This is a genomic window from Streptomyces sp. NPDC033178 (assembly GCF_055577685.1).
Genome location: NZ_JBVIPT010000011.1, coordinates 161,644 through 185,080, shown reverse-complemented (window position 1 = coordinate 185,080; position 23,437 = coordinate 161,644). Strand labels below are relative to the sequence as shown.

Below are 23,437 nucleotides of genomic sequence, written 5' to 3'. Positions count from 1 at the left end.
GTCGGTTATGAGGCGGCGGTGCCCAGGCCGGGACGGGAGCCCGCCGTGGCCGAAAGGCCCCGAGGGCTGACGCCGGACAGATCGTGGGCGGTCATGCTGTTGCGGTCGGCGACCGCGCGGCCCAGGGCGTGGTGCGGCCACAGACCCCCGGCCACCCGGCGGCTGCGCTCGCCCCATTCACGGGCCGGCGCGCTGCTGGTCTTGTAGTGGTTGAGGGCGTAGCCGCCGGAGTGGATCCGGAGCAGGCAGAAGCCGCCGGGATAGTCCTTGGCGGCGCTGACCTCCTGCAGGGTGACGTGCGGCGCCTGCGGCAGGAGGGTCCGCTTGTTGCGGTGGGTGTGGCCCGCGTGGTGGAGGAAGACACCGGGCGCGGAGGCGTAGGCGTCGAGGATGGAGCGGGCCTGGCGGCGGCCGAGACGCTGCCCGCCGCTCACGGGAAAGAGGGAGTCCCGCACGGTCAGCGGATGGTGGCCGAACACGACGGTGGGCTGGTCGCCGCGCTCCTTCAACCGGGCCCGGAACCAGGACAGTTGCTCGTCACCGAGCCCGCCGGCGTCGGCGCCGTTGCCGTCCTTCTCGTAGGTGTCGAGCCCGATGATCCGCAACCCGCCGAGGTCGCGGGCGAAGTACGCGGGCCCGGCGCCGCCGAGGAACTCTGCGCGGAAGGCGTCTCCGGCGTCACGGTGACGGGGTCGGTCGTGGTTTCCGCGTACGGCGAAGTAGTCCTGTCCGTGGCTGCCGAAGCCGTCCAGGATCCGCTTGGCCTCCGCCAGGTCCCGCGGTGCGCCGCCGGCCGAGATGTCCCCCGCGGCAAGCAGCAGATCCGCTCCACGCCGCCGGGCCTCCTCGACCAGGGCCCGGCTCATGATCTCCGGATACGGCGCGAGCCCCGGCTCCTGCGCCACGCCCCGCAGCAGGGGCAGGCCGGCCATCAGACCGGCGGTGGTCTCCCCGATGTGGAAGTCGTTGCACAGCGCTATGGACAGCAGGTGCCGCCCCGGCGGGGGCTGCGGTGTTGTGAAGGAGTACGGGCCCCCGCTCGAACCCAGCCCATAGCGGTTGGTGCCGACGGCGTTGCCGCGGATGAGGTGCAGCGGCGTGGGCGTGGCGGCCGTGCCCCGCGAGCGGGCCTGGTAGTAGTACGTCTGCCCGGGCTCCAGGTCCGTGAGCTCGACATGGTGGTGCGCCGTGGGCCGGTCCTCCGCCGCGCTGCGGTCCAGCCGGGAGGGGTGGGTGCCGTAGACGACCTCGCCCTCCGTGACGGCGGGGAGCATGTGGCCCAGCCCGTCGTTGGTGCCGGGAATCCCGGTGTACCAGGTGATGACGGCGCGGTCCTCGGTCAGGGTGACCAGTTCCAGATGGACGGCCGTCAATGCGTCGGGGTGATGGGCGTGGCTCTTGCGTGTGGACCCGTGGAGGGCTCCGGCGGCGGCCCGCAGCAGCGTGGGGGCGAGGAGGGCACCGGATCGTAGGACTTCACAGGGAGAGGGCAGGGCCGACATGGCCGCGAGGGGAGCGGAGAAGCAGCAGCGCATAACTGAGTATGTGCCCGCGCGCAGTGAACGCCAGTGGTGACACCGAATGCGGCGCCCGGTACGGAATGCGACATCGCCGCACGATCAGGTGCATACTTGATCTTTCTCCAAGGTTTCGCACTCTCGTCGACAGGCCCAACAGGGTTGTGTCGCAAGGGATTTGACGGGAGTCTGATGGTGCGTCAGTCGAGCCGAGCCGAAGCGGCGCTTCGGTGGGCGGGCCGTGTGTCCCGCCCGGACGTGTTCTTCGCCACCTCCGGCGCAACGGGGCGTTTCCGCGACCGGATCTCTCGCCGTGGTCACGCTCCGCTCTGGCGTCGTGCCTCAGGGTCAATCTGCCGCCAGGGGCTGTTGATCGTCCGGACCCCTGCACGGAGGGGTACATCAACCGCGTACCGTGGAGCCATCAAGACCGGAGGTCACGCACATGTCCGCGCTACCGCACGAGCCGAGCCCGCAGGCCGATTCGGATCCGTACCAGCTCGAATCGGACCCGTACCGGCTTGAGTACGCCGAGGGCCCCCAGACGCTCGCCGAGTTGCGCGCCGCGCTCGAGGTGATCAACCCCGATGTGCTGACCGCTTTCAACGCCCGGCTCGATTCCGCGAGGTTCGGTGCGGAGCAGGCCGAGGTCATCGCCAAGGCCCGCCGCACCGTGGCGTTCCAGAAGCGTGCCGAGGTGGAGGCCGCCGCGGCGCTCGCCGCGGACGAGGCCGCCGGGGAGCTGCCGGTCGAGGATCTCTGGTCTCACCTGGACGTGCGCGACAGCGCTTCGTGACGTCCCGGCTGCCTGGCTAAACTGGGGATACGCAGAAGTCTTGAGGAGGAGCCGGGATGCCGCCGCACAGCCCTTCCGCGGCCGGTGTCCCGGACGAGGGCGACGAGCGGAGTGTGGCCCCTGTCCGGCAGGCCCTGTCGGACAGCGTCTACGAACGCATCAAGGCGATGGTCATGGACCACGAGATCGCCCCAGGCGCACGCGTGGGCATCGAGTCACTGGCCCGAGCGCTCAAGGTCTCGCCGACCCCCGTCCGGGAGGCGCTGGCCCGGCTTGAGTCCGACGGCCTGGTGGTGAAGCGCGCGCTCTCCGGATACCGGGCCACGGAGTTGCTGACCCGGCAGGGCCTTGAGGAACTCTTCGAAATGCGCCTGCTGCTGGAACCCAGGGCGGCGGCCCTGGCCGCCGACAACGCCACCGAGGCGCAACTCGACGGCCTGGAGCGGATCGTCGAGGAGATGCAGGTCCAACCGAGCCCGAACGGACGGTACGCGTCCTACCGCGACTTCGCCGCCCTCGACCAGCGCTTCCACGAGGCGATCGGACAGGCCGCGCATCGGCCGCTGCTGGCGGACGCGGTGGAGCGGCTCCACGCACACCTGCACATCTTCCGGCTCAGCAAGGTCGTCGGCGCGGGCGGCCCGACCGTCGCGGAGCACGAACGGATCGTCCGCGCGGTTCTGCGCCGCAATCCCGAGCGCGCGGCCGAGGCGATGACGGAGCATCTCACGCGCAGCATGGAACGCCAGCACGAGGAAGACGACGGGCCCGCTCCCGCTCCTTCGACCCGCTAGACGCGCGCCGAGGCGGCGGATCACGGGGCAGAGCCTGTTCGGCCGCGCCTGCGCCTCGAAGGCGGGCAGAGTGAACGACCGCCGCGGCGGCCGGAGTTCGGGGCCCTGCTGCGTTCACTCCATGAGGAACACCTGTTCAGCCGTCGCCCACCACTCCCCGGGGGCCGCCTCCGCCACCGGCACCTGACAGGGGCCGGTGAGCTTCCACCACCGCTGCGTGGCTTCGTCCGCGGCCATCAGGGCCAGGTCTGCCTCAAGATCGTCGCCGTGATACTCGAAGTAGCCGAACAGCCGGTCGCCCAGCAGATGGATCGAGTAGTTGGAGATGTGACTGCGCCGGATCCGGTCGAGCACCGCTGGGGGTACGTTGCGGTGCAACTCCCGGTACTCGTCGAGCTTCTCCGGCCGCACGGCGATGATCTGTGCCACGCGTCTCATCCGCCCACCGCCTTCGCGCCGGCCGTATCGGCCACGCCGGCGATGGGGTCCGCGCGGTCGTGGATCAGGCGGATGACGCGGCCGCTCATACGGTCGTAGTCGCGGTCGTTGTCGACCTCGCCGCGGACGCGGTGGTCGGTCATGACGACGATCCGGTCGGCGAGGGTGACCATCTCGGCGAGGTCGCTGCTGATCAGCAGCATAGGCAGGCCGTCGCGGGCGAGGTCCCAGATCAGTTCGTGGAAGGCGTGCTTGGTGCGGACGTCGACGCCCACCGTCGGTTCGTCGATGACGAGCAGCCGGGTGTCGGCGGCGAGCCACTTGGCGAGGCTGACCTTCTGCTGGTTCCCGCCGGAGAGTTCACCGGCGTTCTGCCCGAGTCCCGCGATCCGGATGCCGAGCCGCTCGACGAGGTCCTGCGCCACGTCACGCTCCTCGCGTGCGGAGACGAACCCGAGGGCCTTGGCCAGTCTCCTCCACACCGTCACCGTGATGTTGCGGACGATGGGCTGCTCCAGGAAGACGCCCTCCTCCTTGCGGTTCTCGGTGACGTAGCCGATGCCGAACTCGTGCAGGGCCTGGCGGGGCGAGGTGATCCGGGCCGGTGCGCCGTGCACCCGGACCTCGCCGCCCGTGATGCGGTCCAGGCCGAGCACCGCCTTGACCAGTTCGCTCCGCCCGGCGCCGACCAGTCCGTACAGGCCCACGATCTCCCCGGGCCGCACCTCCAGGCTGATGTCACGGTGCCCGCCGGCCGTGGAGACCGCGTCCAGCGCGAGCACCGGGGCGGCGGTCCGGTCGACCGTGCGCGGGCGCATCTCGGTCGCCGCGTGGGCGTGGCCCACCATGAGGCCGACGATGTCGTCGTGGGTGTGGTCGGCCAGCGGCGCGGACTCCAGCACCGACTTCCCGTCGCGCAGCACGGTGACGGTGTCGCAGACGGCGAAGACCTCCTCCAGCTTGTGGCTGACGAAGACGACGCAGGCGCCGTGGGCGGCCAGCCGCCGGATCACCTCGAACAGCCGCTCCGTCTCCTGCGGGGAGAGGGACGCGGTGGGTTCGTCCAGGAGCAGCACCCGGCTCTCGGTGTGGAGGGCCTTGGCCGTCTCCACCAACTGCTGTTGTGCGACGGACAGTTCACGCACCGGCTGATGCGGATCGAGGTCGACACCGAGCTCCGCGAGACACGCCAGGGCCGGTTCGGTCATGGCCTCGCGGTCGACCAGTCCACGGTGCGAGGGAGGCTTCTGCAGGGTGATGTTCTCCGCCACCGAGAAGCCCGGGATCAGATTGCGCTCCTGGTGGACGACACCGATGCCGGTACGGGTGGCCTCCAACGGCGAGCGCAGGTGGACCGGTTCGCCGCACCAGGTGAGCCGGCCGCCGTCGGGGGAGTGCACCCCGGTGAGGACCTTGATCAGGGTGGACTTGCCCGCGCCGTTCTCGCCGAGGAGCGCGTGCACGCTGCCGGCGGTCAGGCGCAGCCCGACACCGTCCAGCGCCCGCACACCGGGGAAGACCTTGACCAGGTCGTGGCATTCGAGAAGGACCGTACTCAACGGGCACCTCCCGGCTGCGGCAGGACGGCGGACGGTTGCTTACCGCCTTCCGCCGGTGGGGGTGCCGCGCCACCCGTCCTCCCCAGACGGCTCTGGTGCAGGCGGCCACCGGCGACCGTACCCAGGACGACCAGGCCGATCAGGAGGTTCACCCAGCTCGGGTCCAGCGAGAACTGCGCTCGCGCCGCGTCGATCAGCCGCGTCACGAAGGCGGCGAGGACGGTCCCGAACACGGCGATGGAACCGCCGGTGAGCGCCACGCCCCCGATGATGGGCGCGGCGAAGCTCGGCAGCAGCCAGTCCCCGCCGACGCTTCGGTTGACGCCGGGCAGCGAGGCGGTGGCCGTCACGGCGGCCACGCCGATCAGCAGCCCTGACAGCGTGTGCGCGGCCACGATCTGCCGGTCGGTGGAGATACCGGCCAGCCGGGCCGCGAGGGGGTTGCCGCCTGCGGCGAGGAGCTGCCTGCCCGCAACCGTGCGGTACATGAAGGCGGCCAGCAGGGCCGCCGCGACGAGCGCGGTGACGAAGACGAGGGGGATGTTCAGCGGCGCCGCCGTGCCGAGGTCGCGCAGCGCGGGGGAGTAACCGTCGACGGTACGGGTGCCGGTGAGCCGGTACTGCGCTCCCAGGAGGATCGTCATGGTGGCGAGCGTGACGATGAACCCGTTGATCCGTGTGGCCACGATGATGACGCCGGTCACCAGGCCGACGGCCGTCGCCGTCAGCAGGCCCACGATCACGGCGACCGCGGCAGGCACGCCGTGGTCGGCCATGAGAACACCCGTCAGACAGGCGGTGAAGCCGCCCAGGGCGCCGACGGCGAGATTGAGCTGCCCCACGCACAGCGCCACCATCTGCGCCAGGCCGATGAGGATGGGGGTGGCCAGGTACTGGAGGAAGACGCGCACCGAGGGGCCTTCGAAGAAGGCGCCCGACGAGGCCGCACCCAGCGCCACGTATCCCGCCACGACCACGCACAGCAGCATCGCCGTCGTGGAACGGGAGAACCGGCGCAGTGCCGGTGTGGTCCGGCTCCACTGTTCGCGGATCGTACTCATGTGGAGCGCACCACCTTGCGATAGGACACCACGGTGCGTATCCGGTCGGCCGACAGGGCCAGCAGGAGGACACAGCCGAGGTAGATGTTCAGGCTTTCCAGGCCGACGCCGAGCAGGTCGAGGCCCTTGCGGATCACGCCGACCAGGGCGGTGCCCAACAGCGTGCCCAGCACGGACACCACCCCGCCGGTGAGCAGGGTGCCCCCGAGCACCGCACCCAGGAAGGAGGGCAGCATGAAGTCGTTGCCGATGGAGGCGCGGAACGTTCCCGTGCCCGCGGCGGCCATGAATCCGGCGAGCGCGGCGAGCAGCCCGGAGAGCGTGTGCGCGAGCAGGACACGGCGCCCGGTGGGAATGCCCGACAGCTCCGCGGCCGCCGGGTTCGCACCCGTGAGCAGCAGTTCCCTGCCGATGCGTGTGCATCCGTACAGAAAACCGAGGCCGACCATGGCGAGCACGGTGAACTGCGCGATCTGCGGTACGGCGGGCGAGCCGCAGACGGGCCCCGCACAGATGTCGGCGAGCGAGTAGGACCGCAGTTCGTCGATGCCGGACGGCCGGGTGGTGAAGGCGGCCTCCTCGGTGAGCGCCGAGTACAGCAGGGACACCAGACCCAGCAGGGCGAAGTCCATCGCCAGCGTGACGACGAAGGAACTCACGCCGGTACGGGCGATGAGCCAGCCGGTGACGGCGCCGATGGCGGCACCGGCGGCCAGACACAGCAACAACCCGGCAGGCATTGGCAGACCCAGCCGGTCGTACCCCAGGCCCGCGAACATGGCCCCGAAGGCCGCCATCCGTCCGACCGCGAGATTCATGTGCCCCACGGACAGGGCGACCATCTGCGCGAGCGCCACCACGGTCAGCGTGGCGACGTCCCGCAGGAGCGGGAAGAGCACCAGGCGCTGGTCGAGGAACGCCGGCCGCAGCACACCGAACAGGACACTCAGCGCGATGACCAGCACCAGCAGGCCGAGCCGCTGGTTGACCCAGAACGGCATGCGATGACCTGCCGCCTTCTCCTCCGGGACGGTGTCCGGCGGGCTGATGGAGGTCGTCATGCCACCCTCCGGTCGTCGAGGGCGTCCAGGTCCCAGTCGATGCCGATGCCCGGCGCGTCCGGGGCCACGGCCATGCCGTCGCGGATGGTCAACTCGGTCCGGGTCACGGCCCGCAGCTGCGGGATGTACTCGACGTACCGGCCGTTGGGCACCGCGGCCGCGAGGCTGACGTGCAGTTCCATCAGGAAGTGCGGGCAGACCATCACGTTGTGGCTCTCGGCCAGGTGCGCCACCTTCAACCACGGTGTGATGCCACCGATCCGGGCGGCGTCGACCTGTACGACGGACGCGGCCCCGGCCTCCAGATAACTGCGGAACTGCATGAGCGAGTACATCGACTCCCCGACGGCGAGGGGAATCCGGGTCGCGCCCGCGAGACGGGCGTGCCCGCTGATGTCGTCCGCGGGCAGCGGCTCCTCCAGCCAGTACGGGTCGTACGGCTCCAGTGCGGCCGCCAGCCGGAGCACGGAGGACGCCGTCTGGGACTGGTTGGCGTCGGTCATGATGTGCAGCGAGGGGCCCACGGCCTCGCGTACGGCGCGCATCCTTTCCGCGTCCTCGGCGGGATGCGGACGGCCCACCTTGATCTTGACGCCCGCCCACCCCGACTCCTGGGCCCGCACGGCGCCCTTGACCAACTCCTCGGCGCTCAGATGGAGCCAGCCGCCCTCGGTGTCGTAGACCGGCACCTCCTGGCGGTGTCCGCCGGCCAGCCGCCACAGCGGCTCGCCCGCCCGCTTGCACCGCACGTCCCACAGGGCGGTGTCCACGGCGGCGAGGGCGAGCGAGGTGATGGCTCCGGTGGTGGTCGCCCGGGTCAGGCCGAACAGCCGCTGCCACAGCGCCTCGACGTTGCGGGAGTCCTGTCCGACGAGGGCGGGCAGCAGATGGTCGCGCAGCAGGGCCAGTACGGACGTGCCGCCGGTGCCGATCGTGTAGGTGTAGCCGGTTCCCGTGACGCCGTCCCCCGTCTCCAGGCAGACCAGGACCGTCTCCTGTTTGACGAAGGACTGCACCGCGTCGGTACGGTCCTGCTCGACGGCTATGTCGGCCAGCCGGGCGGTCGCGGTCGTGATGATGCTCATCCAGCGAATCCGATTTCTGTCGTGGTCCGTCGTGGTCCGTCGTGGGTCGGCCGAGGGTCGTCGTGGTCCGTTGTGAGTCGGTCGAGGGCCCGTCGGGGGTCTGTCGTCGTGGGAGCCGGTCAGCCGCACGAGAGGATCTTGTCGGCGAACTCCGTCTTGAGCTGGGCGGTCTTCTTCTGCCGGGCCTTGTCGTAGGCGGAGACGTTCGCCTTGTCGACGACGAACGAACCGGAGTCCACCTCCACCCCGGGATCGCGCACGGTGCACTGCTTCGTCTGCAGCAGCGCCAGGGCCCACGTTCCGATCTCGGCCTGACCGACCGGGTTCTGCACCACGGTGGCCGTGACCGTGCCCTGCTTGATGCCGCTGAGGATCTTGGCGTCGTCGTCGATGGCGATGACCTTGGCCTTCGACCCTGAGGTGCTGACGGCGTCGGCTGCGGCGACGGCCGGGTTGTAGGCGGTGGCGACGATGCCCGTGATCTTGTCGCCCTTGGCCGCCATCAGGTCGGACACCGCCTTCTGCGCGGTCTGCAGATCCGTGTCGATGTCGGTGATGGTCTGCAGGAGCTTCACCTTGCGGCCCGTTTCCTTCACGGCCTGAGCGACACCCTTGATCCTCAACTGCGTATTGGCGTCAACGTTGTTGCCCGTCAGGTGGACCAGAGTGCCGCGACCGCCCATGGCCTCGATCGCCGCCTTCGTGGCTTTGTAGGCGGCGAGTTCGACGTCCGTGGAGAGGCAGAAGTCGGCCTCGTCCTTGTCACCGGCGGGGCAGGAACCCAAGGACGCCACGGGGAAGCCCTGCGACCTGAGGTCCGCGAAGGTCGAGTTGATGTCGGTGGGGGAGACACCGAACACCCCGAAGGAGTTGTAGCCGCGCGCCGCCAGCGTGGACAGCAGGTTGTTCTGCTTCTGCTGGTCCCACTCCGCCGTCTCGTCGAAGGTGACGGCTCCGAGGCCGTAGGTCTTGCGCGCGGTGGTGACCGCCGCCTTCCAGGGCTGGAAGTACGGGTGGGCGCCGCCGGGCACGAGGGCGACCTTGGTCCGGGAGCCGTCCACGAGTTCGGCCCCGCCGCCCGTCCTCGCGCTCGGTGCGGCCTGACCGCCGGACGGAGCACCCGAGTTCTTGTAGGTGCAGGCCGCCGTCCCCGCGGCCAGCACCACGGCTGCGACAACTCCGGGCAGGACGGATCTGGTTGGGAAGCGCATGCCCCACCCCTGAGGAATCAGATAGGAAATCGATGCGGCGATCGTGGGGCAGGAACGCTGACGCGTCAAGACTTTCGGCACGGGTCGATGGCGCAAAGAGAGGTTTACGCTGGCATGTCACGGCTCCGTCCGACTGCAGGGCGACCCCGGAGGGCGTGGCGCCTGCGCTTCTCAGGAGGTATGGACGCCCCCAAAATCATATAGGAAACTGAAGTTCGCCCCGCTCGACAGTGGAGCCTGGGCTTTGGTCAAGGGTTTCCCTCGGAGTTCCCAAGAACGGTTCAACTGTTGATCATGGTTCATCAATGCTCGTCCATGATTCGGCAACCCCAGCGGAGGGGGGTCGAGTCGGACGTACGTTCCCGTTCGTGATCTCTGACCCAGCACCCCACAGAGCTGTCCGCCCTTCGCGGACGGCATCCGTCGCCCCGCTCTCCGGCGCGACATCTCCGGCCCGGCGCTCCCTCCTCCGCGTCGCGCTCACCGGGACCGCGGTCCTCGGCGCCGGCCTGGCCGTCGGCGCCGCACCCGCGGCCGCAGCACCCCTCACCGCCGCCGCGCGCAAGCGGCCCACCACCGCCGAAGAGGCCCTGCGGGAGCTGGCGGCGGGCAACCGCCGCTGGAGCACCTTCCGCGAGCAGCATCCCGACGAGTCTCCCGCCGTCCGGCAGTCGCTGACGACCGCTCAGCACCCCTTCGCCCTCCTGCTCGGCTGCATCGACTCCCGGGTGCCTCCGGAGCTGGTCTTCGACCAGGGCCTCGGCGACCTGATGACCGTACGCAGCGCGGGCCAGGTCCTCGACGAGGCCGTGCTCGGCAGCCTCGCGTACGGGGTGCTCGAACTGGGGATCCCGCTGCTCATGGTGCTCGGCCACCAGTCGTGCGGGGCCGTGAAGGCCACGGTCCAGGCGGACGAGTCGGGCGAGGAACTGCCCGCCCACATCCAGTACCTGGCCGACCAGATCAGCCCGGCCATAGATCGCAGCCAGGAGGGTGACGCGCGCGTCGACGCGACGATCGACGCCAACATACGACTCATACGGTCACGGCTCGCGGCCGAGCCCGACCTCGCCGCCAAGGTGGACTCGGGTGAGCTGGCCATCGTCGGCGCCCGCTACGAGCTGACCACCCAGCGGGTGCACCGCATCGGCTGAACCACGTACACATGGGGGCGACCGCGGCGGACAGTTGCCGCGGTCGCCCCTCGTGCGCAGGTCAGCGGGCGGTGCTGAGCCAGGGCAGCGGATCCGTGTACTGGCCGTCGAGGAGGACCTCGAAGTGCAGGTGGGGTCCCGTGGACAGGCCGGTGGAGCCGACGAGTCCGACCGGCGAGCCGGCGGTCACGGTCTGGCCCGTCGTGACCTGGAGGGCCGACAGGTGACTGTAGGTCGTCTGCAGCCGCTTGCCGCCGATCGTGCCGTGGTCGATCACCACGCGGATGCCGTACGCCGTGGTCGTGTCCGCGAACACGATCCGGCCGTCACGCGCGGCGGACACCTGTGCCCCTTGAGGTGCGCCGAAGTCGACTCCCGTGTGGAGCTTGGTGACCCCGGTGAGCGGATGCGTACGCGATCCGAAGGACGAGGTGACCGTGAGGGTGCTGACGGGAGGGGTCAGTACGGCGGCGGCGTTCTGGCCGCCGTTCCGGTCGGGGGTTCGGCGGACGAGCGCGTCGTACCGCGGAAGCCGTGCCTTGACCTGGCCGAGGAACGTGCGTGCGTCGGCGGGCACGCGGCCCGCCCGCTCCACGGCGTCCGTCCCGGCCGTGTACGCGGCGAGCGTGAGGTCCACGAGGTTGCCGCTGACGGTTCCCTCGGTCCTGAGGTCGGTCACCCTCTCGGCGAGAGAGCAGTCCTGCCGTCCGAGAGCCATGATGGCGTCCTCCGCATCGCGCGGTGAGGAACGGCCGTTGGCGTTGTCGTCCCGGCCCCAGGTCCGCCATTGGGCGTCCGTGAAGCCTGCGATTCCCTGCTGCGACAGGCTGGCGCTGTCGTTGCTCCACCCGGAGAGCTGATCGATCTGGGCGGCGAGGAGGGCGGGAGTGACGACCGTGCAGGCCTCGGCCGCCTTGCGCAGCCAAGGGACATAGGAGGCGTCGACGTTGGCGACGGACGTCTGTGCCGGATCCGGCCCCTGGGACTGGTCGGGGGAGAGCCCGCCGGTCAGGGCCAGGTATCCCGACACCCCGATCAGCGCCACCAGACTGGGCGCCACGATCAGGGCGAAGGGGCCGGGACCGCGGCGCCGCTGTCGTTGTTGCCGACTGAACGCCTCTTCGGAACCAGTGCGTTCGGCCGTGCCCGCCGCCTCGCGGACGGCTGCCGTGCCTTCCCTCTCCTCGGTCACGTGCTGGGCTGGCTGCGCAGACGTGGTGAGGCTGGGAGTGGTCTCGAAGGAATGTTCATGCTCACATTCGGACGCTAACGGCCCTTCGACCGCACGTCACCGGCCATCGAGGCACATTGGCCTGCCCGAAGGGGCAGTTCTGCGAGGCTTGCCGCCGTGGTCCCGGGTCTGGGACGATCGCTGACCCTGCGCCCGCGCCAACAGATCACGCCAACAGGTCGCGGCAGTCAAGGAGGTCCGGTGCACAGACGGTGGCTGTTCATCGGGGCGGCCGGGGTGCTCATCGTCGTCTCCTTGATCGTGGGGCTGCTTGTCGACCACAAGGGCGACACCGGGGGTGCCGAGGCCAAGCCCGTCGCCGGTACCCAGGCGGACGTCCCGCCCCCGACGGTGTCTCCGACGGCGTCCGTCAGCGCGACCGAAGCATCGGCGAAGCCGTCGGCCAGGAGGACTCCGCGGAAGGAGTCCGCCCGCGCGACGGCCACGTCGGCGAAGCCGTCGGCCGCGGACACCCCGCGAACCGGGTCCGCCGCCGCGCCGCTGGCGGGACGCATACGGCCCGGTGCCACGTACCGGGGCATCGCCACGTTCTACGACTCGGACGGTACGGGCGCCTGCATGTACGACGCGAGCGGTGACGTCATGACCGCGGCGATGAACAGCACCGACTACGAAACCGCCAAGGCGTGCGGAGCGTACGTACTCGTCCGCGCGGCCAACGGGGCCTCCATCACGGTTCGCGTCACCAACGAGTGCCCGGGGGACTGCGCGCCCGGTCAGATCGACCTCAGCGCGGAGGCCTTCGCCGAACTCGCCCAGCCCTCGGCGGGCCGGATCCCGATCACCTGGACGCTGTCGAGCCCGAGTGCCGCCGACACGGTCTCGGTCCGGTACAAGACCGGCTCCAGCCGCTACTGGTGCGGCATCCAGGTCATCGGTCACCGCAATCCGGTGGCCCGGCTCGAAGTACGCGCGGGCAGCGGCTGGCGTCAGCTGTCGCGCGCCGAATACAACTACTTCATCTCCGACGACGGCAGCGGGTGCGGCGGTGCGATCAGGGTCACGGACATCTTCGGAGAGCAACTCACGCTCAACGGGGTCGCGTTGACGGCGAACGCCGTGCAGTCGACCCGGGTCCAGTTCGCCAAGCGCTGACCCGGGCGGCCGTCGCGCCGACGCCCGGGGCCATGGTTCGCCGCTCAGGAGCGGGTCGGGCCGGCCCTTCGGCCGCCCCGCTCACGCGGACGGTGCCCGGGCGCCGACCAGCCAACTGGCCGCGGTGAAGCGGACTTCCGTGCCTTCCACAAAGGGGTCGAAGGCGGTGCGGACCGTTTCGACGACCTTCGCGCGGGTCTGCTCGTCCGCCTCGCCCAGGATCAGGCCGACGGGACCGAACCGGGTGAAGTAGCGGATCAACTCGCTTTCGGGGAGCGTGCAGGTCACGTCCTTCGGCTGGATGTCGATCCCGGTCCAGCCCGCCTCCGCCAGGATGCGCCGGACCCGGTCCGCGTCCGCGAAGGCGAACTGCCCCGGCTCGTCCGGCCGGCGGGCGGGAAGGTTCGGAAGGAGCGGTGCCGCGGCGCGTTCGGCCGTCGTCATGAACGGGTTCTCCGCCGGGCCGCGCCACGCGATGAACCGGAGCGCGGCCCCGCCCTTCGCGGCACGCCGCAGGTTCGCGAAGGCCCGGACGGAGTCGCTGAAGAACATGACGCCGAAGCGCGACACGACGGCGTCGAAGGTGGCGGGCTCGAACGCGTACTCCTGCGCGTCGGCGCGGATGAAGGACGCCGGTGCGTCCGCCTGCTCGGCGCCCGCCCGGGCAGCGGTGATCATCGGCTCGGAAATGTCGACGCCGACGATGTGGCCCCCCGCACCGAGCCGGCGCGCCACGGCCAGCGTGGTGGTGCCGGTGCCGCAGCCGACGTCGAGCACACGGCCGCCGGCGTCGAGCACATGGTCTCCGGCATCGAGTACATGGTCTCCGTGATCGGCGGACAGCGCTTCGACGAGGAGGTCTTCGAAGGGCTTGAGCACCCCGTCCACCAATGTCTGGGCCTCGACCCAGGCATGGCCGGCGGGCCCGTTCCAACGGGCCGTCTGCTCGTCATCGGTCCTGCGCGTGGCGTCCATCTTCGTCTCCTGTGCTTGCCTTCGACGGGCCTGGGTGAAAGCGTGCTACTTCAAGTCGACTTGAGGTCAAGAGAATGACAGACCTGGACATCTCCGAGGTGGCGCACCGCGCCGGGGTTCCCGCCTCGACGCTGCGGTTCTACGAGGAGAAGGGGCTGATCACCCCGATCGGCAGGCGGGGCCTGCGCCGTCAGTACGATCCCGGTGTACTGGAGCGCCTGTCGCTGATCGCGTTGGGGCGGACCGCAGGGTTCTCGCTCGACGAGATCGCGCGCATGGTCGCACCCGACGGGCAGCCACGCATCGACCGGCAGATGCTCACGGCCAAGGCGGAGGAACTGGACAGGACGATCCGCGAACTCGGCGTCCTGCGCGATTCCCTGCGGCACGCCGCCGCCTGCCCCGCGCCGAGCCATATGGAATGCCCCACCTTCCGCCGCATCCTCAAGGCCGCCGTGTCCGGCGTTGTCGCAGTCCCGAGGAAGCGGGCCTCGGGGCCACCGTGACCCCGGTACCCCGCTGAGGCAGCGCGAACACGCCGGGCCCGACTTGTAGGGTGCGTTCCATGTCGGACGCTTCGCCCCGCCCCGAGCCGTTCGCACCGCACACCGATCCCGCGGTGCTCGAGGACCTCCGTGCGCGACTGCGTGCGACGCGCTGGCCGGACGCGCCCGAGGACGCAGGGTGGTCGCTCGGCACCGACATCGCCTACCTCCGCGAGCTCGTCGCCCACTGGGCGGACGGGTTCGACTGGCCGGCGCAGGAGGCGGCGCTCGCCCGGCTGCCCCGGTTCCGCGTCCCGCTCGGCGGCCTGGGCATCCACTTCGTACACGCCCGGGCCGCCGCGCCGACCGGGTCCGTCCTGCCGCTCGTCCTCACCCACGGCTGGCCGGACTCGTTCTGGCGCTACACGAAGGTCATCCCGCTTCTCACCGATCCCGGCGCGCACGGCGCCGACCCCGCCGACGCGTTCGACGTGGTCGTTCCCGACGTGCCGGGCTTCGGGTACTCCGACCGCCCCACGGGGCCGCCGCTCGACTCCATCGCGGTCGCCGGACTGTGGGCCGAGCTCATGGGCGTCCTCGGTTACGAGCGGTTCGGTGCGGCGGGCGGGGACATCGGCAGTCATGTGAGCCGCTACCTCGCGCTCGACCATCCCGATCGGGTCGTGGCCGTCCACCGCATGGACGGAGGCCTGCCCGTCCTCACCGGCGATCCGGCGGACCTCGCGCCCGAGGAACGCGCATGGATCGAGGGCGTCGGGGCCTGGAGCGCGACCGAGGGCGGCTACGCAGCCATGCACCGCACGAAGCCCCAGACCGCCGCCGTCGGGCTCACCGACTCGCCGGCCGGGCTCGCCGCGTGGATCGTCGAGAAGCTCCGGTCGTGGAGCGACTGCGACGGCGACGTCGAGCGGGCGTTCACCAAGGACGAGATCCTCACGAACGTCACGCTCTACTGGCTCACGGGGACGATCGGTTCGTCGATGCGTATGTACAACGCGAACGCGGCGATCCCACCCGCGCAGCTCGCCCGCCGGGTCGAGGTCCCCTCCGGGTTCTCGCTCTTCCGCGGCGACGTCGTCCGCCCGCCGAGGGCCTGGCTCGAACGCACCACGAACGCCGTACGCGTGACCGAACCCCCGCGCGGCGGCCACTTCGCACCGTTCGAGGAGCCCGAGTTGTACGCGGAAGAGCTGCGCGCGTTCTTCCGCCCCTTCCGGGCGGCAGCAGCGACGGCGGCGGCAACGGGCTGAGAGCGAGGCCGGCCGGGGCGGAGACTGGCACACCGGCCTGCCCCTTCGCGCGGATGGGCCGTGGCTTCTCGGGAGGCCACGGCCTGTCCTCGGTCCCACGGCCCACCAGCCCCGCCCAGCGGGCTACCGCGCTCCCACCAGCACCTCCGCGGCGGCCACCCCGGAGGCGGCGGTGGCGCCATGGGTGAAGATCTGTACCGCCCCCGGAACAGCGGCACCCGGCAGGCCCATCTCCACGACGATCGCGTCGGGACGCGCCGCGATGAGGTCCGCGAGGGCGCGGGCCATCCACTCGTGCCGGGAGGCGTCCCTGACCACGACGACCAGGGGGCGCCCGGCGGCCGGTTCGAGCGCGCAGGTCTTCAGGGCGCTCATGGCGGCGGCCCGTGAGTCCAACTCCTGGTGCCGCACCCGTACGGTGGTCGTGCCGGGCAGCCGCTCGCTCAGCGGGGCGGCGACACCCCAGGGGGTCTCCTTGCCGATGGCCAGGTTGGTGGTGGCCACGAACTCCACCACGTGCGGCGCGGCGGACAGGGGCAGGGCGTCCCGTGCCGCTCCGGCCAGCCGGATGGCGCGGCGGGCGGCCGCGAAGCCGATGTCGCTGCTGATCGCGTCGACGCTGTCGGCCTGGACCAGGCCGGCCGACCAGTCGGCGAACGCCCTCACGCGCCCGGCCGCTTCCTCCAGCCGCTCCCGGGTGAGGTCACCGCGGACCACGGCGTCGGCGAGAGCGTCGGCGAGGAGGCCGACGGTCGCCTCCTCGGCGTTCTCGCCGCCGACACAGACCGCGTCGGCACCGGCGGCCACCGCTCTCACCGTGGCACCGTCGATCCCGTAGCGGTCGGCGACAGCACCCATCTCGATGGCGTCGGTGACCGTCATCCCCTCGAACCCGAGCTCCCCGCGGAGCAGCTCGCCCAGGATGCGCGGGCTGAGCGTGGCGGGCAGGTCGGGATCGTAGGCGGGCACCAGGAGGTGGCCGCTCATCACCGCGCGGACACCCGCGTCCAGCGCGGCCCGGAACGGAGGCAGGGCCTGCGCGGCGATCTCCTCGCGGTCGGCACCGTACGTGGGCAGGCCGTGGTGGGAGTCGACTGCGACATCGCCGTGGCCGGGGAAGTGCTTGGCGCAGGCGGCGACCCCGGCCGACTGAAGGCCGCGGATCCACGCGGCGGTGTGCCGGGACACCACCTTCGGGTCCACGCCGAAGGACCTGACCCCGATGATCGGGTTGTCGGGGTTGGAGTTGACGTCCGCGCTGGGCGCGTAGTCGAGGCTCACACCGATGGCGCGCAGCTGGCGGCCGAGGCCGGCGGCGACGGACTCGGTGAGTTCGGTGTCGTCGACGGTTCCGAGGGCGAAGTTGCCCGGCCGGGTGGAGCCGGTCGCGGACTCGATGCGGGTGACGTCGCCGGCCTCCTCGTCGATGGCGATGATCAACTCGGGGTTTTCCGCGCGGAGTTGGCCGGTCAGCCGGGCGACCTGGTCCAGCGAGACGATGTTGCGGGAGAAGAGCACGACGGATGCGAGTCCGTCGCCGATCTCGCGCAGAACCCAGTCCGGTGCCTCGGTGCCCACGAACCCCGGCTGCAGGACGGAGAGCGCCAGCTGCCGCAACTCCTTGCTGTGCTTGCTGGAGACCATCGAGTGCGTTCGCCTTTCGGGTAGAGCCCGCGCGTCGGTGCCGCCGATGACGGCGCATCGACACCATGACACAGCTTGGTACAGACCAATGAGTCTCCGCTCAGGCTAGCCGCTCGTGTCAAGAGGCGGGTTGGGCCGTCGTGCGGGCATCGCCGTGGGACTGTCGTGCCAGGTGGCCGGTGTCCCGGGTGTCCTCAACCGGTGTTCGGTGCAGGCGATTTGGGTGCGACACGCAGTCAACGACCATGTTTGACAGGGCGGTTGGTCTAGTCCAGGTTAGTGGCACGCGAGTTCGAGGGGGCTGGCGCGGCGCCCGATGCAGTGACCCTGCAGGCCGGCCGTCTCTCTCTTCATGCCGTGCGACGTGCGCTGCTTCCGGCGTCGTCGTACAGCGCCGGTGCGCGTCCGGAAGCGGGCTGCGCAGACCGCCGCCCGTCCGGATCCACGCGATTCACGTGCCGCGAGCCACCGGTGACCGCGTTTCCGTCCTCGTCGACGTCTCCGTCGACGGGGAATCCCGAGGTCCGGAGCACTGCATGCCCATGCCTGACGACTATCTCCATCGAGCCGCGTCTCGCGTCCCCTACTTCAGTTCGGACGGCGAGACCTATCTGGCGCAGACCCCGCTGCGCGATCTGAAGAAGACCGTCCCGCTCAGGGTGCTGTCCGAGGAAGACCTGGCCTTATGGCAGACCTACGGCTACGTCGTGGTGAAGCAGGCCATCCCCGCCTCGGCGGCCCGGAGCCTGCTGGACTTCAGCTGGGACTTCCAAGGACTCGACCCCGAGCGCCCGGACACCTGGTACGAGGATCGCGAGTACCGCTCGGACCTGGACCGTGACCTGCACATCTACGGGTTCGTCGAGGCCTACCAGCACCAACTCCTCTGGGACAGCCGCCAGGCGCAGCGGGTCTACGACGCCTTCGTCGACGTATGGGACTGCGAAGAACTGTGGGTGACCCTCGACCGGCTCAACCTCAACCCGCCCAACATCAAGAACCGAGACCGTGCCCTGATCCCGCGTACGGACGAGGGCTTCGACATCGAGCTGCACTGGGACGTCGACACCACGCTCGGCATACCGCCGCAGCGGGTGCAGGGGATCATCGCGCTCAACGACACCAGTCCGGAACTCGGCGGCTTCCAGTGCTGCCCCGAGCTGTTCCGGCAGCTCGACCGGTGGAAGGCACTCCAGCCGGACGACCGCGACCCGATCCGGCCCAGGATCGACAAGGCCGAATTCCCCGTCGTACGACCGGAACTGGAGGCCGGCGACCTGCTGATCTTCAACGGCCTCCTGGCACACGGAGTGGCCCCCAACACCTCCACCCGCAACGGTGTGCGGGCGGTGCAGTACCTGTCGATGATGCCGGCGCTGGAGACCCACCAGACCCTCAGGGACTCACGGGTCGAATCGTGGCGCACCCTCAGCACACCGGACTGGAACGCGACCCTGCTCGGCGACGCCGTGCGGCACGAGTCCCTGCGGTACGGCAGGGCCGAACTCAGCGACCTGGGCGCCAAGTTGCTGGGCCTCGCGTCCTGGAACGGTCCGGAACTGGACGAGCCGGTCGGAGAAGCGGCATGCGCAGAATATGTCTGACCCTTCCCACCAACAGGCCGTGTTCCGCCACGATCGAGGCCATCGGTGAGGAAGCGGCCCACGCGGCCGAGTACTTCGACACCGAGGTGCACCTGCTGATCCTGGACTCCTGCGACGCACCCGCCTACGCGGAACACGCCGAGACCGTACGCCACCTGCCCGTCGACCCGCGGATCGTCGTACACCACCTCGACGAGGCGCGGCAGCGGGACTTCCTCCAGCGGACGATCGGCCGGACCGCGGCCACGAAGCCCGACCTCCTGCTGGAACTGATGCTCCCCGCGGGACTCTCCTACGGTGCCTGCACCAACCGGGCGTTCCTCATCGGCGCCGCCCTCGGCTGCGAGTCCGTGCACCGCCGGGACTCCGACAGCCGGTACCAGGTCGTGAACGGCGAGACCGTCTTCCCCGTCCATCACGAACTCACCTCGCTCGGCAGACGCGCGGCCGACGCCGCGCACGACGTCACCGAGAACGCGTTGGCCGCACAACACGCGGACAAGCGGGTCGCGATGGTGGGCAGCTCCTTCGTGGGCGAACTGTCCGTGGACATCGGCGAGATCCTTCGGATCGACCCCGACGTCTACTACGACTTGGTCAGCCTGTGGGCACCCGCCCACTGGTCGGGCGAGCAGAAGAGGGGCCTCGTCGACGAGTCCTTCCGCGGCGCGGGCACGGACCCGTTCGTCCGGGACCACTCGACGCTCGCCCTGGTCGACCCCATGCGTGTGGACATGTGCAATATCAGCTTCCACGGGGTGCACGAACACGTGCCGCTGCCACCGGCCACCGACACCATCGGCAGCGACTACTTCCTGATCCATCTGGTCCACGACGCCGCGCTGCCCGGTGTGCTGCACAACCGGAGCATCGTGAACTTCTACACCGGCGAACGCAGAACGGACGCGGGCTTCACGGCGTACCAGATGCGCTACGTCAAGTTCCTGCTGTCGATGCTCTACTTCAACGCCATCTACGACGGGATGGCCGAGGCCGGCCCGGAGTTGACCGACGAGCGGGGGCAGGTGCGCGCGTCCGTCGTCGCCCGGCTGGTGACCGAGAGCACGCGGCTCGACCGCACCGAGAACATCCAGCGACTGGACGCCCTCGACACGGCGTACCGGAAACTGGGCGGCGCCTACGCCGAGTTCGCCGACCTCCTGGCCACGCGCCGCGAACGGCTCCTCGACGAAGCCCGCAGCGACATGGAGGACTTCGCCCTCCTGACCGAGGCATGGGGGCAGCTGGTGCACGCGGCCCGGCGTACCCCCGTACATACCTCACCGGGGAGGCCGGGGTGAGGCCGGCCACGACACATGAGTCAGCAACACATGAGTCAGCAACACATGGGTCCGCGGTCCTTCTCGCCGCGCTGGCGGCCGCCGAAGAGGACCGGATCGTCTTCGACCTGACAGGTGTCGAGGACCGCTACGAGACGCTGCGGCGCGAACTGCCCGGAGTGCTCGTGCGGTTCGCGATGAAGGCCTGTCCGGTGGACGAGGTGCTCGCGTGCCTGACGGCGAAGGGCGCCGGCGTGGACGGGGCGAGCCCGCGCGAACTGGAGCAGGCGCTGCGGGCGGGGGTGCCGCTCGACCGCATGCACTACGGCAACACCGTCAAGTCCGACCGGGACATCGCCGAGGCCCATCGCCTCGGCATCAGGGACTTCGCGACCGACAGCCTGGAGGACGTGGCGGCCATCGCCGCCCATGCCCCGGGCGCCCGGGTGTTCTGCAGGCTGACGACCAGCGGTGAAGGGGCGCTGTGGGGCCTCAGCAACAAGTTCGGCTGCTCGCCCGCCGACGCCGTACAGGTGCTTGAAGCGGCACGGGCACAGGGCCTGACACCCTCGGGTCTGTCCGTGCACGTCGGTTCCCAGCAGATGACGGCGGACGCCTGGCACAGTGCCGTCGAATCCCTGGCGGACGTCCTGACCGCCCTGGGCCGGCGCGGGATGACCCTGGATCATGTCAACCTCGGCGGCGGTCTTCCGGCACTCGGATATCTCGACAGGTTCGGCATGCCCCTGGATCCGCCGATGGACAAGATCTTCGCCGTGATCCGCGAGGGGATGCGGTACCTGAGAGGCGTCCACGGCGACCACCTCCGGTTCGTCATGGAGCCGGGGCGTCATCTGGTCGCCGACCAGGGAGCCATCCGGGCCCAGGTGGCCCGGCTCGCCGAGCGGCGGGGACCGGACGGCGAGCGGCAGCACTGGCTCTATCTGAGCTGCGGCAAGTTCAACGGGCTCTACGAGATGGACGCGCTGCAGTACCGGCTCGTGTTTCCCACACACCCCGACGCCGAGTGCGTTCCCGCCGTCGTGGCGGGTCCCACCTGCGACAGCGACGACGCCTACCTCCATGAACACGGCGGCCTTGTCCACGTACCCAAGGACCTGGCGTCGGGGGACCCGGTCTGGGTGATGTCCAGCGGTGCCTACGCGATCAGTTACATGACCCAGGGCTTCAACGGTTTCGATCCGCTCCCGTACACCTGGACGAGGACGGGCCGCCCGTGAGAGACGTCGTACACATACGCCACATCACCGAGGCCGACTGGGACGGCATCGTGGCGATCGAGTCCCGTGCCTACACCGCACTCGGCCTGTCGGAGGGCCGCGCGGTGCTCCGGTCGCGGGCGGAGATCTCGCCGGGCACGTGCTTCGTCCTGGACGTCGGGTCCGGACCGGCGGGCTACCTGCTGGCACTGCCCTATCCGGCCCTCCGGTACCCGGACCTGGAACGGCCCGAGGAGGCGGTGGTCCCGCCGCGGCCCGCGCCCGCGACCCGCAATCTCCACTTGCACGACATCGTTGTCGAGGAGGGCCTTCGCGGCAGGGGACTGGGGCAGCGCCTTCTTCACCACTTCACCCTGGCGGCCCGGTCGCGCGGGTACGAAAGGATCTCGCTGATCGCCGTCGGCCGCAGCGACACGTTCTGGTCGGCCCGCGGCTACACCGCACACCCGGGAATCTCGCCCGGCGGCTACGGCGCGAACGCCGTCTACATGTCCAAGGCGGTGCCGACCGACCCGGGTGCACAGCCTGAGCCGACCGGCGTGGTGCCGCGCGGCCCCTCCGTCCCCACGAAGCGAGCTGATGCGCGTGTCCCGTGTCCATGACCCCTTCCTTCGCAGCCAGTTGGCGATCGCCGCACTGTTCTGTTCCCTCGGCTTCCAGTACGCCACCTGGGCCGCGCGCATCCCCGCCATCAAGGCGGATCTCGGCCTGACCGCGGCCGAGGTGGGTGTGCTGCTGATGGCGGCGGGGATCGGCGCGGTGGCGTCGTTCCCCGTGGTCCCGGTGCTCATGAAACGGCTGGGTTCGGCGCGGCTCGCCCTCCTGTCGGCCCTCTGTCTCACCCTCCTTCTCCTGGCGCTGGCCGCGGCGCCCAACTATCCGGTCGCCCTGCTGGTCATGGGCGTCGACGGTGTCTTCGTGGGATGCCTGAACGTCGCCATGAACGCGCAGGGCGCGGCCCTTGAGGGACGGCACGAACGCAACACCATGGCCAGACTGCACGCGACCTTCAGCGGCGGTTCGCTGCTCGCCGCGCTCCTCGCCTCCGGCATGAACGCGGCGACCTCGTCCGTCGCGGCGCACTTCGGCGTGGCCGCCGTGATCCTCGTCCTGCTGGCCGCCGCCGCGCGCCCCGGTCTTCTCGCCGAGGACGCGCCTGCCGAGGCGAAGGAGCAGAAGACCCGCGGCAGATGGAACCTTCCGTCCCGTATGACGCTGTGGATGTGCTGCGCCATGGCGTTCGGCACCGTGACCGAGGGCGCCATGACGGACTGGTCCGCCCTCTACATGAAGGACGTGGCCAAGGCGTCGGCGGAACTGGCACCCATGGGCATCGCCGTCGTCTCGGGAATGATGGTGGTGGCCCGTCTCTTCGCCGACGGCTGGCGCAGCCGCTGGGGCGACGGACGAGTCGTGCTCCTCGGCAGCGCGCTGGCCGCCGCCGGGCTGGCCTTCGCCCTGGTGAGCGGAGGAGTGGTGCCCGCCCTCATCGGATTCGCCTGCGTCGGACTGGGCTGCGCGGCCGTGACCCCGTGCGTGTACGTGGCCGCGGCGAAACAGGGCTCGGACGCGCTGGCCCTCGTCGCCGCCACGGGCACGACGGGCCTGCTGGCGGGCCCGCCGTTCATCGGCTTCGTGGCGAATGCGAGCAGCCTGGTGTGGGGGCTGGGGGTGGTCGCGGCCGCGGCGGTCGTGGTGTCCCTGTGCAGCACCCGGATCCGCTGGACACCGGTCAGCAGCTGACCCGTTACGCCGGTCGTCGATTCCGTCAAGGGCAGGTCCCGTCGGCAGTGGTGCCACGTGACCTGCTCCGGCAGGCGCCGGGGAAGAGTCGTTCTCCGCTTACGGGGAACCTGGAGACGAATGGAGCACAACGACACGAACTCACCCGACCGAGGAGTCCCGCCCGCCGTG

21 protein-coding genes are annotated in these 23,437 nt (G+C 70.4%); 11 read left to right on the top strand and 10 right to left on the bottom strand.

What is annotated here, in order from left to right:
- Positions 1 to 5: 5 nt before the first annotated feature.
- The gene (locus ACZ5VQ_RS26810) at positions 6 to 1,535 is read right to left on the bottom strand and encodes a purple acid phosphatase family protein (protein ID WP_469107101.1); all 1,530 of its coding nucleotides are present in this window, start codon (positions 1,533 to 1,535) and stop codon (positions 6 to 8) included.
- A 427-nt stretch (positions 1,536 to 1,962) separates the two neighbouring features.
- Between ACZ5VQ_RS26810 and ACZ5VQ_RS26805 the strand changes: the two genes are divergently transcribed.
- Positions 1,963 to 2,313 (top strand): hypothetical protein, encoded by a 351-nt coding sequence (locus tag ACZ5VQ_RS26805; RefSeq protein ID WP_469107100.1) that lies wholly within the window; start codon positions 1,963 to 1,965, stop codon positions 2,311 to 2,313.
- Between the two features lie 56 nt (positions 2,314 to 2,369).
- Entirely contained in the window at positions 2,370 to 3,107 is a 738-nt protein-coding gene (locus ACZ5VQ_RS26800) for a GntR family transcriptional regulator (protein WP_469107099.1), read from the top strand.
- A gap of 114 nt (positions 3,108 to 3,221) precedes the next feature.
- Here the strand turns inward: ACZ5VQ_RS26800 and ACZ5VQ_RS26795 are convergent, their stop codons facing one another.
- The 6 genes from ACZ5VQ_RS26795 to ACZ5VQ_RS26770 form a co-directional block, all read right to left on the bottom strand.
- Positions 3,222 to 3,545, bottom strand: coding sequence for an L-rhamnose mutarotase (locus ACZ5VQ_RS26795; RefSeq protein ID WP_469107098.1), 324 nt, complete (start codon positions 3,543 to 3,545; stop codon positions 3,222 to 3,224).
- Positions 3,542 to 5,104 (bottom strand): sugar ABC transporter ATP-binding protein, encoded by a 1,563-nt coding sequence (locus ACZ5VQ_RS26790; RefSeq protein ID WP_469107097.1) that lies wholly within the window; start codon positions 5,102 to 5,104, stop codon positions 3,542 to 3,544. Before ACZ5VQ_RS26790 ends, ACZ5VQ_RS26795 begins: the two co-directional genes overlap by 4 nt.
- Entirely contained in the window at positions 5,101 to 6,165 is a 1,065-nt protein-coding gene (locus ACZ5VQ_RS26785; protein ID WP_469107096.1) for an ABC transporter permease, read from the bottom strand. The genes ACZ5VQ_RS26790 and ACZ5VQ_RS26785 overlap by 4 nt, the downstream gene beginning before the upstream one ends.
- A complete protein-coding gene (locus tag ACZ5VQ_RS26780) occupies positions 6,162 to 7,226 on the bottom strand; it encodes an ABC transporter permease (protein ID WP_469107095.1) in 1,065 nt (354 codons plus the stop codon). The genes ACZ5VQ_RS26785 and ACZ5VQ_RS26780 overlap by 4 nt, the downstream gene beginning before the upstream one ends.
- On the bottom strand, positions 7,223 to 8,311 hold the full coding sequence (locus tag ACZ5VQ_RS26775; RefSeq protein WP_469107094.1) for a mandelate racemase/muconate lactonizing enzyme family protein: 1,089 nt from the start codon (positions 8,309 to 8,311) through the stop codon (positions 7,223 to 7,225). The genes ACZ5VQ_RS26780 and ACZ5VQ_RS26775 overlap by 4 nt, the downstream gene beginning before the upstream one ends.
- Positions 8,312 to 8,430: 119 nt before the next feature.
- Entirely contained in the window at positions 8,431 to 9,522 is a 1,092-nt protein-coding gene (locus ACZ5VQ_RS26770) for a sugar ABC transporter substrate-binding protein (RefSeq protein WP_469107093.1), read from the bottom strand.
- Between the two features lie 368 nt (positions 9,523 to 9,890).
- On the opposite strand from ACZ5VQ_RS26770, the gene ACZ5VQ_RS26765 reads away from it, so the two are divergent.
- Positions 9,891 to 10,676 (top strand): carbonic anhydrase, encoded by a 786-nt coding sequence (locus tag ACZ5VQ_RS26765; protein ID WP_469107092.1) that lies wholly within the window; start codon positions 9,891 to 9,893, stop codon positions 10,674 to 10,676.
- Between the two features lie 61 nt (positions 10,677 to 10,737).
- On the opposite strand, the gene ACZ5VQ_RS26760 is transcribed toward ACZ5VQ_RS26765, so the two are convergent.
- Positions 10,738 to 11,868 carry a M23 family metallopeptidase gene (locus ACZ5VQ_RS26760; RefSeq protein WP_469107091.1) on the bottom strand — a complete coding sequence of 377 codons (1,131 nt, stop codon included), beginning with the start codon at positions 11,866 to 11,868 and terminating at the stop codon, positions 10,738 to 10,740.
- Positions 11,869 to 12,108: 240 nt separating this feature from the next.
- Here ACZ5VQ_RS26760 and ACZ5VQ_RS26755 point away from each other — a divergent pair, with 240 nt between their 5' ends.
- Positions 12,109 to 13,023 (top strand): expansin EXLX1 family cellulose-binding protein, encoded by a 915-nt coding sequence (locus tag ACZ5VQ_RS26755; protein ID WP_469107090.1) that lies wholly within the window; start codon positions 12,109 to 12,111, stop codon positions 13,021 to 13,023.
- 81 nt (positions 13,024 to 13,104) lie between these two features.
- Here ACZ5VQ_RS26755 and ACZ5VQ_RS26750 read toward each other — a convergent pair whose 3' ends face one another.
- Positions 13,105 to 13,998 carry a class I SAM-dependent methyltransferase gene (locus ACZ5VQ_RS26750; protein WP_469107089.1) on the bottom strand — a complete coding sequence of 298 codons (894 nt, stop codon included), beginning with the start codon at positions 13,996 to 13,998 and terminating at the stop codon, positions 13,105 to 13,107.
- Positions 13,999 to 14,072: 74 nt separating this feature from the next.
- Between ACZ5VQ_RS26750 and ACZ5VQ_RS26745 the strand changes: the two genes are divergently transcribed.
- Positions 14,073 to 14,504 carry a helix-turn-helix domain-containing protein gene (locus tag ACZ5VQ_RS26745; RefSeq protein ID WP_469107088.1) on the top strand — a complete coding sequence of 144 codons (432 nt, stop codon included), beginning with the start codon at positions 14,073 to 14,075 and terminating at the stop codon, positions 14,502 to 14,504.
- Positions 14,505 to 14,563: 59 nt separating this feature from the next.
- Entirely contained in the window at positions 14,564 to 15,754 is a 1,191-nt protein-coding gene (locus tag ACZ5VQ_RS26740) for an epoxide hydrolase family protein (RefSeq protein WP_469107087.1), read from the top strand.
- Positions 15,755 to 15,877: 123 nt separating this feature from the next.
- Here ACZ5VQ_RS26740 and ACZ5VQ_RS26735 read toward each other — a convergent pair whose 3' ends face one another.
- Complete coding sequence (locus ACZ5VQ_RS26735; RefSeq protein WP_469107086.1) at positions 15,878 to 17,398, bottom strand: glycoside hydrolase family 3 protein; 1,521 nt, start codon at positions 17,396 to 17,398, stop codon at positions 15,878 to 15,880.
- 536 nt (positions 17,399 to 17,934) lie between these two features.
- Between ACZ5VQ_RS26735 and ACZ5VQ_RS26730 the strand changes: the two genes are divergently transcribed.
- Genes ACZ5VQ_RS26730 through ACZ5VQ_RS26710 form a run of 5 tightly spaced genes read left to right on the top strand, consistent with a single transcriptional unit; the run spans position 17,935 to position 23,266 of the window.
- A complete protein-coding gene (locus ACZ5VQ_RS26730; protein ID WP_362068751.1) occupies positions 17,935 to 19,002 on the top strand; it encodes a phytanoyl-CoA dioxygenase family protein in 1,068 nt (355 codons plus the stop codon).
- Positions 18,984 to 20,303, top strand: coding sequence for a DUF6271 family protein (locus ACZ5VQ_RS26725; protein WP_469107085.1), 1,320 nt, complete (start codon positions 18,984 to 18,986; stop codon positions 20,301 to 20,303). The genes ACZ5VQ_RS26730 and ACZ5VQ_RS26725 overlap by 19 nt, the downstream gene beginning before the upstream one ends.
- Positions 20,237 to 21,523 (top strand): type III PLP-dependent enzyme, encoded by a 1,287-nt coding sequence (locus ACZ5VQ_RS26720; RefSeq protein WP_469107084.1) that lies wholly within the window; start codon positions 20,237 to 20,239, stop codon positions 21,521 to 21,523. Before ACZ5VQ_RS26725 ends, ACZ5VQ_RS26720 begins: the two co-directional genes overlap by 67 nt.
- Entirely contained in the window at positions 21,520 to 22,125 is a 606-nt protein-coding gene (locus ACZ5VQ_RS26715; RefSeq protein ID WP_469107083.1) for a GNAT family N-acetyltransferase, read from the top strand. Before ACZ5VQ_RS26720 ends, ACZ5VQ_RS26715 begins: the two co-directional genes overlap by 4 nt.
- Positions 22,103 to 23,266, top strand: coding sequence for an MFS transporter (locus ACZ5VQ_RS26710; protein WP_469107082.1), 1,164 nt, complete (start codon positions 22,103 to 22,105; stop codon positions 23,264 to 23,266). The genes ACZ5VQ_RS26715 and ACZ5VQ_RS26710 overlap by 23 nt, the downstream gene beginning before the upstream one ends.
- Positions 23,267 to 23,437 lie beyond the last annotated feature (171 nt).